General features: G+C 69.5%; 14 protein-coding genes. 2 read left to right on the top strand and 12 right to left on the bottom strand.

Translation table 11 applies throughout. The features are described from left to right. Positions 1–436: 436 nt before the first annotated feature. Positions 437–1,930: an oligosaccharide flippase family protein gene (locus ACFOES_RS01150; protein ID WP_377831109.1), complete on the bottom strand. Its 1,494-nt coding sequence runs from the start codon at positions 1,928–1,930 to the stop codon at positions 437–439. 369 nt (positions 1,931–2,299) lie between these two features. Between ACFOES_RS01150 and ACFOES_RS01145 the strand changes: the two genes are divergently transcribed. Further along, entirely contained in the window at positions 2,300–3,001 is a 702-nt protein-coding gene (locus ACFOES_RS01145; RefSeq protein ID WP_377831105.1) for a sugar transferase, read from the top strand. A gap of 29 nt (positions 3,002–3,030) precedes the next feature. On the opposite strand, the gene ACFOES_RS01140 is transcribed toward ACFOES_RS01145, so the two are convergent. Next, a complete protein-coding gene (locus ACFOES_RS01140; protein ID WP_377831102.1) occupies positions 3,031–3,183 on the bottom strand; it encodes a hypothetical protein in 153 nt (50 codons plus the stop codon). A gap of 160 nt (positions 3,184–3,343) precedes the next feature. On the opposite strand from ACFOES_RS01140, the gene ACFOES_RS01135 reads away from it, so the two are divergent. Then, a complete protein-coding gene (locus ACFOES_RS01135) occupies positions 3,344–4,222 on the top strand; it encodes a glycosyltransferase family 2 protein (protein WP_377831099.1) in 879 nt (292 codons plus the stop codon). A gap of 131 nt (positions 4,223–4,353) precedes the next feature. On the opposite strand, the gene ACFOES_RS01130 is transcribed toward ACFOES_RS01135, so the two are convergent. From ACFOES_RS01130 to ygfZ, 10 genes are all read right to left on the bottom strand, one after another. Further along, positions 4,354–6,093: a hydantoinase B/oxoprolinase family protein gene (locus ACFOES_RS01130; RefSeq protein WP_377831097.1), complete on the bottom strand. Its 1,740-nt coding sequence runs from the start codon at positions 6,091–6,093 to the stop codon at positions 4,354–4,356. Further along, positions 6,090–8,159, bottom strand: coding sequence for a hydantoinase/oxoprolinase family protein (locus ACFOES_RS01125; RefSeq protein WP_377831093.1), 2,070 nt, complete (start codon positions 8,157–8,159; stop codon positions 6,090–6,092). Before ACFOES_RS01125 ends, ACFOES_RS01130 begins: the two co-directional genes overlap by 4 nt. 304 nt (positions 8,160–8,463) lie before the next feature. Next, entirely contained in the window at positions 8,464–8,826 is a 363-nt protein-coding gene (locus tag ACFOES_RS01120; RefSeq protein WP_377831089.1) for an AAA+ family ATPase, read from the bottom strand. A 37-nt stretch (positions 8,827–8,863) separates the two neighbouring features. Continuing rightward, positions 8,864–9,901, bottom strand: a complete 1,038-nt coding sequence (locus ACFOES_RS01115) for an endonuclease/exonuclease/phosphatase family protein (protein ID WP_377831087.1) — start codon at positions 9,899–9,901, stop codon at positions 8,864–8,866. A 5-nt stretch (positions 9,902–9,906) separates the two neighbouring features. Further along, positions 9,907–10,590 (bottom strand): TerB family tellurite resistance protein, encoded by a 684-nt coding sequence (locus ACFOES_RS01110; protein WP_377831084.1) that lies wholly within the window; start codon positions 10,588–10,590, stop codon positions 9,907–9,909. A 31-nt stretch (positions 10,591–10,621) separates the two neighbouring features. After that, positions 10,622–11,116 (bottom strand): GNAT family N-acetyltransferase, encoded by a 495-nt coding sequence (locus ACFOES_RS01105; RefSeq protein WP_377831082.1) that lies wholly within the window; start codon positions 11,114–11,116, stop codon positions 10,622–10,624. Beyond that, entirely contained in the window at positions 11,113–11,736 is a 624-nt protein-coding gene (locus tag ACFOES_RS01100; protein ID WP_377831078.1) for a VOC family protein, read from the bottom strand. Before ACFOES_RS01100 ends, ACFOES_RS01105 begins: the two co-directional genes overlap by 4 nt. Positions 11,737–11,991: 255 nt before the next feature. Beyond that, on the bottom strand, positions 11,992–12,318 hold the full coding sequence (locus ACFOES_RS01095) for a DUF6280 family protein (RefSeq protein WP_377831074.1): 327 nt from the start codon (positions 12,316–12,318) through the stop codon (positions 11,992–11,994). Positions 12,319–12,649: 331 nt separating this feature from the next. Continuing rightward, entirely contained in the window at positions 12,650–13,459 is an 810-nt protein-coding gene (locus ACFOES_RS01090; protein WP_377831071.1) for a fructosamine kinase family protein, read from the bottom strand. Beyond that, positions 13,456–14,229, bottom strand: coding sequence for a CAF17-like 4Fe-4S cluster assembly/insertion protein YgfZ (gene ygfZ, locus ACFOES_RS01085; RefSeq protein ID WP_377831069.1), 774 nt, complete (start codon positions 14,227–14,229; stop codon positions 13,456–13,458). The genes ACFOES_RS01090 and ygfZ overlap by 4 nt, the downstream gene beginning before the upstream one ends. Between the last annotated feature and the right edge of the window lie 51 nt (positions 14,230–14,280).

Genomic DNA, 14,280 nt, shown 5'->3' with positions numbered 1-14,280 from the left:
GATGCCGAAGGGCGCCGCATGTCGGAGTCGACGCAATCGCACCGTGCAAATGCCTTTCCCCTTGGCCGCCTCTCCGCGGGCAGGGGGTGAAAAACACTCGTTACGGTCACCTACTGCCGAGTATTTGCCGATCAGAATTTCTGTCAACAAATCGGCGCAGACGATCGTGTCGGCCCCAGAAACCTGGTGTTTCGCTATCTGTTTAAGCTGTTGTTTGTGTTCGGTTTCGGGATCGCAATGCGGCAATTTTCAGGCAAATCGAAACGCTTTGTTTCAGGGCGCAGCCGCATGGCGACTGCGCGACGGGTATTCAATCGGGGGTTGTCATCGTTCCAGATGTGGGGCGCATGGGCCGCCGGCCACAACATCTGGCCGTGGCGCGGCCATCTGCCCTCGCCCGGCCGCTTCGCCGCGAGCGGCGGGGACGAATCAGGGCTCAGCTCCGGGCGCCGCCCTGCCGGCGCCGGAGCCGGGACCGGGCCAGGGCGCGCAGGCGCGGCTCGGCCACGGCCAGGGCGACGAGGTAGATCGCCAGCGCCGGGACGACGGCGCCGAAGGCGCGCACCAGTGCCGGCAGCTGTTCGAAGGCGGGAAACTCGCGCAGCAGCAGGATCACGGCCGCCCCCAGCAGCAGCGGCACCACGATGCGGCGCATCGAATAGAGGATGCCGGGCCAGCTCAGCCCGGCATGGCGCTGCAGCAGCCGGGCCGAGGCAACGGCCATCACCGCGCTGACCACGACCTGCGACCAGGCCACCGCCAGCAGGCCGAAGGTCGCTCCGGCCGTCGTTGCCGCGACGCTCAGCACCAGGCCGAACAGGGTGAACAGGGGCAGTCGCCGGACCTGCCCGGCCAGCGACATGATCGGCTCGACCGCCGGGCCGGGCAGTTGCAGCGCCCGCGACAGCGCCAGGACGGCGACCACCGGCAGCGCGGGCAGCCATTTCTCGCCCAGCAGGCCGCGAATCAGGTCCTCGCCCATCACCCCAAGCCAGACGAAGACCGGCACCCCGAGCGCGAAGAGCGCGGTGAAATAGAGCTTGGCCTGGGTCTGGAAGCCGGTGGTGCTGCCCTCATGGGCGTCGCGGACCTGACGGAACAGGCTCCAGGCCAGGACATGGGCCGGCTGGCCGATCACCTCGGCCACGGCGCCGACCAGCCGCGCGGCGGCGCGGTAATAGCCCACCGCCGCCGGGCCGAGGAAGCCGCCGATGACGAAGGTGGCGACGTAGAGGCGTAGGTTGGCGATGATCCGGCTGGTGAAGTTCTGCCGCGAATAGGCGATCAGGTCGCGCAGCGCCGTGGCCTCCATGCCGGGCAGCGGCGCCCGCCGGGTGAAGGCGAAACTGAGCACCAGGTGGGTCGACTGGAAGGCGAGCCGGCCGAAGGCGAGCGCGAAGACGCCCCAGCCCGAGAACAGGAAGGCCAGGGCCACCGCCATGCCGACCACGTCGCCGGTGATCTCGGCGGCGGCCGAGGCGCGCAGCCTGTCCTGCCAGATCATCATTCCCTTCTGCGCCGATGACACGGTGGCCAGCAGCACCCAGAGTGCGAACAGCATCACCAGGTGTCCGGTCTGGGCGCCGAATCCCAGGGCGGGCAGCAGGGCCCCGGCCAGCCCCCCGACCGCGCCCATCGCCACCCCGGCATAGAGCGCGATCATCACCACTTGGCGTGGCACCGTGTCGTCGCCGCTCCACGACATGATATAGGGCGCCCAGCTGACCTCGGCGACGCGCAGCAGCAGGATGGCGCAGGTCGAGACGAGGGCGAAGACGCCGAACTCGGCCGGGCTAAGCAACCGCGCCGCGGCGACGAAGATCGCCAGCTGGGTGCCCTGCGAGATCACCCGCTCCATCATCGTCCAGATCCCGTCGCCGACGGTGCCGGATTTGCGCCGGGGCGCGGGGGAAGAGGTCTTGTTGCTCACGCGCTGTGTCCGTTTGTCGTGCCATCTGCCATGTCGTGGCGACCCATATTCGTGCCGAATCGCAGTGCCTGTTGCGAATGGGGCGGAATTGAGGCACCATTTGGACTATCGACGTGTCCGGGGGGACGAGACAAGGTGGCGATACGAGGGTACGACGGCTTGTCCCGTGGTTCCGAGCGCGAGTAACGTGTTTATAAAAACTATTATACTTCAGATATTTAACACGTGGGTGCCGGACTGTTGTGAGACGCGAAACAGAGATTTGCCAATAATGGTGTCAAAAATAAGGCAGCTCAGCGTCTAACACAGTCTTGGGTGTGATCTCGGAACTGACAACCGAGAGAGGGGCCGGGTTCCGGCTGACAAAGCATGAGTGACATTACCGACCCCCGTAGCAACGGGGCAGGCAAGATCGTGTCTTCGTTCAACCGCCTGGACCTGTCCCGGGGTGGCGCGAACACGATACCGCTGTGGAAAATCGCCCTGGACAAGTTGGGCGCGGCGGTCCTGCTGCTGTTCTTCGCACCGTTCTTCCTGATCATCGCGGCGGTTCTCAAGCTGCGCGAGGGCGGACCGATTCTCTTCGCGCATGAACGGATCGGCCTGAACGGCCGCCGCTTCCGCTGCCTGAAGTTCCGCACCATGGTGCCGGATGCGCGGGAACGGCTGGAGGCGCTGCTCGCGGCCGATCCGGTCGCCCGGCGCGAATGGGAGCAAACCCAGAAGCTGACCGACGATCCGCGGATCAGCTGCCTGGGAGACACCCTCCGGCGCACCAGCCTTGATGAATTGCCCCAGCTTTTCAATGTGTTGCGCGGCGAGATGTCGCTGGTCGGGCCGCGACCGATCGTCGAGGACGAGCAGCATCACTATGGCGAGAACTTCCGCGAGTATCTCTCGGTGCGGCCGGGTCTGACCGGGCTGTGGCAGGTCAGCGGGCGCAGCAACACCACCTATCCCGAGCGGGTGGCGATGGACGTCGAATATGTGCGCAACCACAGCCTGTGGTCCGATCTGCGCATCCTGCTGCGGACGGTGCGCGTGGTGCTGTTCCGCGACGGCGCCTGCTAGGTCAGGGAGAAATCCGAAGCGCGCGGCAATCAGGCGACGGCCAGGCCGATCACCATGACCCAGGCCAGGGCGCAGCCGATGACGACGGCACGGCGAATCGCGGCGGCGGACATCGTTGCCAGCCAGCCGGGGCAAGGGCGCAGGGCGTGGGCGCCGGAGAAACGATCTTCGGTCATCGCCATGTGCTTTCCCTCACGCTCAGTGGTCGCCCGGAAGGGCGGCCGGAATAGACGAAGCAGTAACCGGTACGAGGCGATCATGGCCACAAGCTTGCATATCGACGACCCCCATAGCACGCTGCTATTTCCGGTCTTCCAAAGGAAGCAGCGAAATGTGGCCGAAATGAGGCTGGTTCTTGCCATTCCGACGACCGGTCGGCCCGAGATCCTGGCCCGGACGCTGCGCGATATCGCCCGCCAGACCCGGCTGCCCGATTTCGTCGTCCTGTCGGTGGCCGAATCGGGGGATCTCAAGGAATCGACGCTGGAGGACCTGCCCTTTCCCTGCATGGTGGTGAGCGGCGACAAGGGCGCCTCGGTCCAGCGCAACCGGGCGATCAACATGCTGGCGCCCGAGGACGTGCTGCTGCTGCTCGACGACGATTTCCTGATGGCGCCGGATTACGTCGAACAGACCGAGCGGCTGTTCCGCGACAACCCGGACGTGGTGGTGGCGACCGGCACGGTGGTGGCCGACGGCATCCTCGGCCCGGGCTACGATTTCAGCGAGGGCCTGGCCCGGCTGCGCGCCGCCGAGGGCCGCGGCGACGACCGGCTCGAGGACACCTATAACGGCTATGGCTGCAACATGGCGGTGCGGGCACGGCCGGTGCTGCAGAACCAGCTGCGCTTCGACGAGCGGCTGCCGCTCTATGCCTGGCTCGAGGACGTCGATTTCTCGCGCCGGCTGGCCCCGCATGGCCGGATCGTCCGCGCCGGGGCGCTGCGGGGGGTCCATCTGGGGACCAAGACCGGGCGCTCGCCGGGCTACCGGCTGGGCTATTCCCAGATCGCCAACCCGGCCTACCTGATGCGCAAAGGCACGATGGCGCCGCGCCGCGCCCTGCGGATGATGGCGCGCAACCTCGCGGCCAATCTCGGCCGTTCGCTGCGGCCCGAGCCCTGGGTCGACCGCCGCGGCCGGCTGCGCGGCAACCTCCGCGCCCTGCGCGACCTGGCCCTGGGCCGCAGCACGCCCGAGCGCATTCTCGAACTCGGCTGATTGCCCGGCCAAGGCGCCAGCGGAGCGGGCGGAGCCTCCGGTGGGGATATCGCGACCAGAAAGATGATCTTGTCTGCGCGCCTTCTTTCTGCTGGCAAATATCCCGGGGGTCCGGGGGCAGCGCCCCCGGCCTAACCGTTCCGCAATGCTGCCGTGACGGCCGTGTCGACCTCCGGCGGCGTGCCGGTCAGCGCGACACCGAACAGCTCCCGCGCCTGCGCCACCGTGTAGCGGCCCAGCCGGACATCCTCGGCCACCGCCGCCGGATCGCGGGTCAGGGGGTCGCCATAGCCGCCGCCGCCCGGGGTGCAGACATGGACCCGGTCGCCGGGCGCCAGCGGAATGTCCTGCTCCTTGGACAGGTGCGCGGGGGTGTAGGCCGCGCCGCCGCGCCAGACCGTGACCTCGTTCGGTGCGCCGTCCCGGCCGCCGAGCGCCCCCTGCGGCCCGACCCGGCCGTGATCCATGACGAAGCTGGCCCGGGCCGCGCCCCGGCGCAGCTCGAGCAGGTAGTCGAGGCCGAAGCCGCCGCGATGGCGCCCGGCGCCGCCCGAGCCCTCGCGCAGGGCGTAGCGGTGGTAGAGGACGGGGAATTGCTGCTCCATGATCTCGACCGGCGGCGCCTTGGAGATGCCGATGGTCGAGCAGCCATTGGCGAGCCCGTCATGGTCGGCATTGCCGCCATAGCCGCCGCCCGACAGCTGGTACATGACGAAATCGCGGCCCCGCGCCGGGTCGTGGCCGCCGAGGGCGAAGTTGCCCGAGGTGCCGGCCGGGGCGGCGGTGACGCGGTCGGGCAGGGCGGCGACCAGCGCGGCGAAGACCGCCTCGGCGATGCGCTGCGACACTTCGGCGGCACAGCCCGAGACCGGCCGAGGGTAGTGGGCGTCGAGGAAGGTGCCCTCGATCCCCGTCACCTGCAGCGGCTCGAAGGCGCCGGCGCTGATCGGCACTTCGGGGAAGATGTGGCGCATCGCCAGGTAGACCGAGGACAGCGTCGTCGCCTTCACCGAGTTCATCGGCCCGGCGCAGGGCGCGGAGGAGCCGGCAAAGTCGAAGCGCAGGTCGTCGCCGGTGCGGCTGACGGCGAGGCGGATGGCGAGCGGTTCGTCGACGACGCCGTCGCTGTCGATCCAGGCCGTACTTTCGTGGCGGCCCTCGGGGATGGCGGCGATGAAGGCGCGCATCTGGGTGGCGGCGCGGGCGCGCAGCTCGGCGATCGCGGCGCGCACGGTGGCGTCGCCGTAGCGGTCGAGCAGTTCGGTCAGCCGCTCCTCGCCGACCATCAGCGCCGCCGCCTGCGCCTTGACGTCGCCGATGCGCTGGTCGGCGACCCGGATGTTCGAGCAGATGATGGAATAGATTTCCTCGTCCAGCACGCCCCGCTTGAACAGCCGGACCGGCGGGAGGCGCAGCCCCTCCTGTTCCACCGCCGTCGCCGAGGCCGAGAAGCCGCCGGGCACCGCGCCGCCGGTATCGGGCCAGTGGCCGGTGTTGCTCAGCCAGCAGAAGATCTCGCCGTCGCGGTAGAAGGGCCGGGCGAAGCGGACATCCATCAGGTGGGTGCCGCCGAGATAGGGATCGTTGACGATATAGATGTCGCCCGGCTGCGGCGCCGCGCTGCGGCCGGCGCGGATGCGCTCGATCAGGGTCGCGGTCGAGGCCTGCATGGTGCCGACGAAGACCGGCAGCCCGCCGGCCCCTTGTGCGATCAGCGATCCGTCCTCGGCGCTGTAGATGCCGTCCGAGCGGTCGTTGGCCTCGGCGATCACGGGAGAGAAGGCGGCGCGCGAGAAGCTCAGGTCCATCTCGTCGCAGACCTGCTGCAGCCCGGCCTGGATGACGGAGAGGGTGATCGGATCGAGGCTCATGCGCGGCCCCCCAGGGTGACGATGATATTGCCGGCGCCGTCGGCCGTCGCGGTATCGCCGGGTTCGATCAGGACCGTGGTGTCCATCTGCTCGATGATGGCCGGGCCGGTGAGGCTGAAGTCGCCGGGCAGGTGGTCGCGCCAGTAGATCGGGGTGTCGTGGGCGGCGCCGTCGAAGATCACCGCGCGGCGGGCGGTCCGGGCCTCGGCCAGCGTCGCCTTGCGCCCCGCAGGGTCGATCAGGGTCGAGAGGTCGAGCGGGGCGCGGGCGCCGATCACCGAGCAGTTGGCGTTGACCACGGCGGCGCGGATCTCGGCCAGTTCGACCCGGAAGCGGCGGAAATAGACCTCCTCGAAGCGCTTGCGCAGGGCCTCGCGGCTGATCTTCGGGCCGTCGAGCGGGACGCGCAGCAGGTGGGTCTGGCCGATGAACTGCATGTCGAGCGAATAGACCGGACGGGTGTCACGAATCTCGACCTTCTCGGCGCCGATCAGCGCCGCGCCCTCGACCGCCTGTCCCTCCAGCACCTGCGCCAGGTGATCCATGTCGAGCAGGTCGAGCGGGGTGTTCAGGGTGGTGACGAAATCGTGCCGCAGGTCGGCGACAACGCAGCCCAGTGCGTTGGTGATGCCGGGCCGGGCCGGGACCAGCACCCGCGGCACGCCCAGCTCGCGCGCCAGCGCGGAGGCGTGCAACGGGCCGGCGCCGCCGAAGGCGAAGAGGGCGAAGTCGCGCGGGTCGGCGCCGAGCGAGACCGAGACCATGCGGATCGCGCCGGCCATCTTGATATTGGCCAGCCGGATCACCGCCTCGGCCGCCTCGGGGACGGTCAGGCCGAGGGGCCGGGCCAGCTTGGCCTCGAAGATGGCGCTGACATCGGCCAGCGACACCCCGCCCTCGACCGATTTCAGCTTGGCCGGGTTCAGCCGCCCGAGCAGCAGGTTGGCATCGGAGATCGTCGGGTCGGTGCCGCCGCGCCCGTAGCAGATCGGGCCGGGGCTGGCGCCGGCGCTTTCGGGGCCGACTTCCAGCAGGCCAGCGGCGTTGACCCGGGCGATCGAGCCGCCGCCGGCGCCGACGGTGCGGACATCGACCATCGGCACGTGGATCGGCATGGCGTATTCGATCTCGATCTCGTTCGAGACCGAGGGCTCGGCGCCGCGGATCAGGGCGACGTCGGTCGAGGTTCCGCCCATGTCATAGGTGATGAGGTCCGGCATCCCCGCCTGGCGCCCGGTATAGGCCGCCGCCATCACCCCCGAAGCCGGGCCCGACATCACCGTCTTGGCCGCCTCGCGCGCCACCATGCGCGACGAGACCATGCCGCCATTGCCGTTCATCACCAGCACCTCGCCGGCATAGCCGCCGCCCGCCAGCTCCTCGACCAGCCGGCGGATGTAGCGTTCCAGCAGCGGCTGGACCGAGGCGTTGACCGCCGCCGTCACCCCGCGCTCGAACTCGCGGCTTTCCGACAGCAGGGCATGGCCGAGGGTGACGTGTTGGTTGGGCCAGAGCTCGCGCAGGATCTCGGCGGCGCGCAGCTCATGCGCCGGGTTGGCATAGGCGTGGAGGAAATGGACGACGAGTGACTCGCAGCCCTTGTCGAGCAGCTCCCGGGCGGCGCCGCGCAGGGCGTCCTCGTCCAGCGGGGTGACGATCTCGCCCGCCGCATCCATCCGCTCGGGGATTTCCAGCCGCAGGTCGCGCGGGATGATCGGGGTGAAGCTGCCCTTCATGCCGTAGGGCTGCGGCCGGGTCCGCCGGCCGAGTTCCAGCACGTCGCGGAAACCGGCGGTGGTGATCAGGCCGGTCTTCGACAGCTTGCGCTCCAGCACCGCGTTGGTCGTCGTCGTGGTGCCGTGGACGATGAGGTCGAGCGCGGCCAGGTCGACCGCCGCCTCCTCCAGCGCCGCCATCACCCCGTAGGCCTGGTTGTCCAGCGTCGAGGGCACCTTGGCCAGCCGCACCTGGCCCGTGGCCGGGTCCAGCGCGACGAGGTCGGTGAAGGTGCCGCCGACATCGACGCCGACGATCTGGCCCGACTGGCCCGAAACGCCCGTGTTCATGAAGCTGCCCTCGGATGCGAGACTGTTCGTATGCAAATGTTTTCCGGCGCCGGGGCGAAAGTCAATCGGCGCGTGTGGGAGATGACCTCCCCGACCCGGAAGCAAGGCGCGCAGCGCCGCCGGGGCAGCGCCCGTCCGCCCCATCGGGCGGGCGCGTCTTCTCTGTCTATTCCACGCTCCGAACTCCGATGTGGCGGCGCCATGAAGTGAAGACCGGGGCTGTCGCAGCGTCCACCCGCGGACGGGCGCTGACCCTCTGTGTCCAGGAGCCGGAAGGCGCCGAAAGAGGCCGCTCCCGGGCCGCTCAGAGATCGATATCGTTGCCCCCGGCGCCGGGCGGGACCGGGACCAGCGGCACCTTGCGGCGGATGATGATGTCGCCATTGGGCAGCATCTCGGGCAGTTCGTAGGCGTCGAGACTGTCCATCAGGGTGAACAGCTGGCGCGTCAGCGCGCGCATCTTCGGCTCCATCTGCGACATCAGCCCGCGCAGGATCAGCTTGCCGCCCTCCTGCATCATCTCGGCGCCGCGGCCGAGATCGCCCTTCCCGTCCTGCGATTGGCCCTGCTCGGCCTGGCCGTCGGACCCGGGCGCATCGCCTTCCTGCGCCCACAGGGGCGTGGCGGCGAGGCTCAGGGCGAGGGGCAGGGCAAGCAAGATACGCATGGCCTCAATATAGGCGCCCCCCCGAGTCGTTTGAAGCTCAGAGCACGATATCGACCGAGACCGGGAAATGGTCGGACGCCGCCAGCAACGCCTCGCGCAGCTCGGGCGTTCGGTAGCAGAGCGGGTCGTCGAACGGGTGCCAGACGCGCCAGAACGGGTCGCGCTCGGCCAGGTCGGGCGACAGCATGATGTAGTCGAGCAGGGCCGAGAAATAGCGTTTGTGCTCGGCGAGGTAGAAGCGCGCCGTGGTCGGGGCGACGCCGACGCGGCGGCCCAGCGCCATCATCGCATGTGGCTCGCGCAGGCGCAGCGGCCGGCCCTCGCCCTCGCCCAGCCCCAGCACCACCTCGATGCCGGAATGGCCGAACAGCTTCTCGTATTCGTCCAGCCCGGGACCGTCGTTGAAATCGCCCAGCACGATCAGCGGCTCCTTGGCCTCGAGGTGCTGGTCGATGCGCTGGCGCAGCCAGACGCATTGCGCCAGCTGCTTGCGCCGGTTCTCGATCGACACCCGCAGGACCTCGTCCGGCGTTTGCGCCCCGTGCGGCGCCTTCGACTTGGCATGCACCCCGATCATGCGGAAGGCGAAGCCGTCCTTCAGCGTCACCGCCAGTTCCAGTGGCGGCTTGGAGAAGGTGATCAGGTCGGGGATGGTGTCGACATCGACATCGTAGCGGAAGACGCCGTCGAAGCGCGGCGCGTCGGCCGAGCCCTTCTTGCCGGTCGGCTCGCCGCGCGGATCGTGGACGGCGGTCATCACGTCCGGGTCGTAGAGCAGGGCGATCTCCTGCTCGGTCTCGCTGGGAAAGCCCAGCACCGCCTTGCGGGTGCGCAACTCGTAATGGGCGGCGAAGGCCTCGAGCTGGCCGACGGTCGAACGGCGCCGGTTCTCGTTCGGGGCCTCGACGATCAGCACCGCGTCGGCATTCATCGCGGTGAAGACAATGCCGAGCGATTGCAGCTGGTCGGACCGGGTGACGTTGTAGCGCGCCGACCATTCGCCGTCCTCGAGCAGCTCGCCGTCATTGTCGAACAGGTTGCTGAACCACTCGACGTTGTAGGTCGCGATCCGCATCGCCGTCAGGCCGCCCGCAGGCGCGAGATCTCCTCCCAGGCCGCGTTGACCGCGATCATCCGGGCCTCGGCCAGTTGCAGCGCCTCCTCGGGCACGCCGCGCGCCTTCATCCGGTCGGGATGGCTTTCGCGCACCGCCTGTTTCCAGGCCGCGCGGATTTCCTCCAGCGGCGCCTCGGGCGAGACGCCGAGCACGGCATAGGGATCGGGCGGCGCGTCGGGGACATGGCGGGTGCGCAGGCTGCGGAAGCAGCGGTCGCCGAGGCCGAAGATCTCGGCCACCCGGCTCAGGAAGGCATCTTCGGCCGGGTGATACTCGCCATCGGCGACGGCGATCCGGAACAGCCCTTCGAGCAGGTCGATCCGGGTCTGCTCGTCGTCGCGGAACATGCGGGCGATGCGGCGGGCGTAATCCTCGAACCCGGCGACGTCCTGGCGGGCGAGGTTGAAGACCTTGGCGGCATTGGCCTCTTCCCGCTTGGGAATGAAGAAGATGCGGCGGAAGGCCGAGACCTCGTCGCGCGTCACCCGGCCGTCGGCCTTGGCCATCTTGGCCCCAAGCGCGATCACCGCGATGGTGAAGGCGACCGAGCGTTCCGGCGGGCTGCGCAGACTGTCGAACAGCGTGCCCAGCGCCTCGCCCGAGGCGAGCGAGGACAGGGCGGCGGAGATGCGGGTCCAGATCGACATGGGATCAGCATAACGGTCCGGCGGGGCGCTGTCAGGTCAGCATTTTCTGCATCAGCACAAGATCGAGCCACTGGCCGAACTTGTAGCCGACCTCACGCAGAATTGCGGCCTCGCGGTAGCCGATCGCGGCGTGGAAGGCGCGGCCGGCGGGGTTGGCGGCGCTGACCCCGGCGAAGATCGAATGCGCGCCGCCGGCGCGGGCGTGATCCTCGATCGCCGTCATCAGCGCCCGGCCGACGCCGCGGCCGCGGGCGTCGGGGCCGAGGATGACGGTGTGTTCCATTGTCCGGGCATAGCCGATGCCGCCGCGGAACTGGCCGTAGCTGGCGAAGCCCAGCAGGCCGCCATCGTCTTCGGCGACGAGAAAGGCATGGCTCGCCGCGGCCTTCTCGGCGATCAGCGTTTCGAGGTCGGCGGGCGATTTCTCGACCGCGTTGAAGGTGACCAGCGTGTCGCGGATGATCGGGTTCCAGATCGCGGCGATGGCCGGGCAGTCGGCCGGGGTGGCGGGGCGGATCTGCGTCACAGGCTGCGCACTCCATGCGGGGTTTCGATCTCGGCGCGCAGGGCCTTCTCCGGCCCGTCGAGCACCACGACGCGCGGGTCGGCGATCAGCGGCGCCAGCGCGGCGCGCAGGGCCTCGGCCTGGGGGTGGGCGATCTCGAACCGCTTGAGCCGGCAGCCGACATCCTCGAGCCGTTTTGCCGGATGGGCGGCGCCGCGGGCCGCGCCGTGCCACTGGATCAGCGCCGGGAAGCAGCCGTCGAAAGGCAGCTTGCCATCCTCTGGCACCGCCATTTCCCAGCGCAACTCGCCGCGGGTGAATGCGATCGGCGTGCCGCTGTCGGCCGGGGCCGCGTCCAGCGCCGCGGAAAGGTCGTCGCAGCGGCAGATCCAGTTGGTCAACCGCGGCGTGCCGGAGAAATTGTCGATGTCGAACCATCGCGGCCGGCCCGGCCCCGGCGCGTCGGGGTCGATGGCGATCACTTCGAGATAGAGATCGCCCAGCCCGAGCAGCCGGTTATGCGTCCCCATCCGGGGATGCTGTCCGCCCGGTCCCAGCGGCAATCCCAGCGCCGCCTCGACGGCCTCGACGCCCTCGGCCAAGGTCTCGGCCGCCACCGCGAAGTGATCGAATACCAGCATGTCCGTCCTTCCCTGATCGTCGGGCGGATGCTGGCCCGCCCGGGCGCGGCCGTCCAGAGGGATTCGCGTCGCCGCGGCCCGAGCTTCTAAGCTCCTGGCCCGGGGCCGGGGCCCGACCGGGACGGGAAGACGCCGTTCATGCGGCGGCCTTCGCAGGCGCCCATGTCGCCAGGGAAGGCCGGGCTGCAAAAGGAAAACGCGCCCCGAGGGGCGCGTTGTTCCGCATCGCGGTTGCCCGCGTCTATCGGCTCTGGCTCAGGCGGCTTCGGCCTGCTCCAGTTCGAGCGCATGGCGGCGTTCGCTTTCTTCGCGCGACAGGGCGACCGAAGTCCGCACACCCTTGCCGACGAATTCCATCAGACCCTTCACGACCCGTTCATTCGGGTCGATCCCGGCACAGGACAGCACTTCCCGCCCGTCGCGCGACCGCGCCCAACGCGCGATCTGCTCCGGCCCGTTGCCGTACTTCTTGTCGTCGGCGATCGCATCATCGAGCGCGGCGAGCACCACGGCGGCAAAAAGCTTGCGCGCCCGCTGGCCTTGTTCGAAGTTGAATGCGCTGCCGTCAACAAAATCGGCCATATTGTCGTCCTTTATTATTGCTCTTGCGTTTCGTGGCGTCCGGCGAATATGGACTTTTCGCGCTGATTCGGTATGCCTCTTTCGGAATGACTGCCATGCGTGAGGCGCATGGCTGAGGCAAGAAACTACCGTATCTAGTCGGATCGCCGGGGCTGGATCTGCGATATATAGAGGCCGCGCCTCACCGATCAAGTTTATCGTAAGAAATTTCCCGATCTTTCCCGGCCTTGGCGGCGAAATCCCGCTCAATAGCCGGCCCGGGGCGGGCGCTGCGCGGATGCCGCGGTGCGGCGTTGCGCGCCGGCCACAGGTCGGCCGGGCGGGCCCGTCCCTAGGCGCCGACGGCGCGCAGCAGCCCTTCGACCAGGTCGCGATACCCGGCGCCGAACAGGCGCAGATGCACCAGGGCGGGCCAGAGCTGGTAGAGCGGCACGCGCTCGGCGGCGCCGGGCGGCAGTGGGCCGTAGGCGTCGAAGAAGGCAGGTGGCGGGCTGGCGAAGAGGGCGAGCATGGCCAGGTCGACCTCGGGGTCGCCCCAGGAGCAGGCCGGGTCGATCAGGCCCGAGAAGCCGTCCGGGCCGAACAGTGCGTTGCCGATCCACAGGTCGCCATGCAGCAGCGCCGGGCGCGGGGCTTGCGGCAACAGCTCCGGCAGGCGGGCCGCGAGGCTGTCGAGGCGGCGGGCGATCTCGGCCGGCAGCGCCTCGGGCGCGGCCAGCAGCCGGCGCTCGGCCCAGAAGGCGGGCCAGTCGGGCGCGGCGGCATTGGGAATGGCGACGGGGCCGAAGGCGTGGTTCTCGCTCCAGCCGTAGCGCGGGCCGGTGGCGGCGTGGAGCGTCGCGGCGGCGGCGCCGAAGCCGGCCCAGCCGGCGGTGCCGGGGCGGTGGCCGCTGGGCAGTCGCTCCATCACCAGCAGGCCGGAGCCGCCATGCAGCACCCGCGGCACCGGGCAGCCGGCGGCCTCGATCGCGGCCAGCATCACCGCCTCGGTCCGGGCCCCGGCGGCGCGCTTGACGATGATGCCCCGCCCGTCGCCGTCGCGGGCCTGCCAGACCTCGGACAGGTCGCCGCCGCCGATCCGGGCAAGCCCGCTGACCGGGGCCCCGAGCACGGTGGCGAGACGGGCGGCGAGCCCGCTCATCCCGCCGCGTCGGCTGTGGCGGCGCGGGTGACGGTGGCCGCGCCGGCATTCATCTCGCCGATGGCCCGGTCGAAGCGCAGATAGGCGATGGCGCGGTCGCCCGAGCGGGTGAACAGGGTGCCGGCGGGCTTGCCGCCCGCGGTGATCTCGGTGCCCGGCGCGGCGGCGCCGCGCACCTCGACGATGGCCAGGCCCTTGCGCAGCTCGGTCTTGTGCTTCATCCGCGCCGTCACCTCCTGACCGACATAGCAGCCCTTGCGGAAATCGACGCCATGGAGGCGCTCGAACCCGGCCTCGAGGATGAAGCTGTCCTCGGGAATGAGCTCGATCCCGCTTTCCGGGATGCAATGCGCGACCCGGATCGCGTCCCAGTCGACTTGCGGCTCGCTGCCCGCCGCCTCGGAATAGGCGCGCCAGCCCAGCGCCGGGTGGCGCGGATCGCGATAGGCGCCCGCGGGCGGGGTGCCGAGGCCGCGGCTGACATGCAGCCCGGACGGTTCGATCTGGACGTCGGCGCGCAGCTTGTACATGGTCAGCCGCCGGATCAGCCCGTCGGCGAGGCTGTCGGCAACGTCGAGCAGGATCGCATCGCCCATCGGCACGAGGAAGAAATCGGCCAGGTACTTGCCCTGCGGCGTCAGCAGCGCGGCATAGACCAATCCGGTCTCGAGGCCGGCCACGTCGTTGCTGACCAGCCCTTGCAGGAACTCCTGCCGGTCGGCGCCGGTGATGCGGAACAGCCGACGGTTCTCTGCGCGTTCGCCACTCATGCGGGTCTCCTTGGTCGTCGTGGCGCAGATATAGCATGGGGCGGCCTCCGT

This window comes from Acidimangrovimonas pyrenivorans (assembly GCF_042643245.1).
In the GTDB taxonomy this organism is placed as follows: Bacteria; Pseudomonadota; Alphaproteobacteria; order Rhodobacterales; family Rhodobacteraceae; genus Acidimangrovimonas; species Acidimangrovimonas pyrenivorans.
The sequence above is the reverse complement of the archived record's forward strand: the minus strand, read 5'-3'. Positions and strand labels throughout refer to the sequence as shown.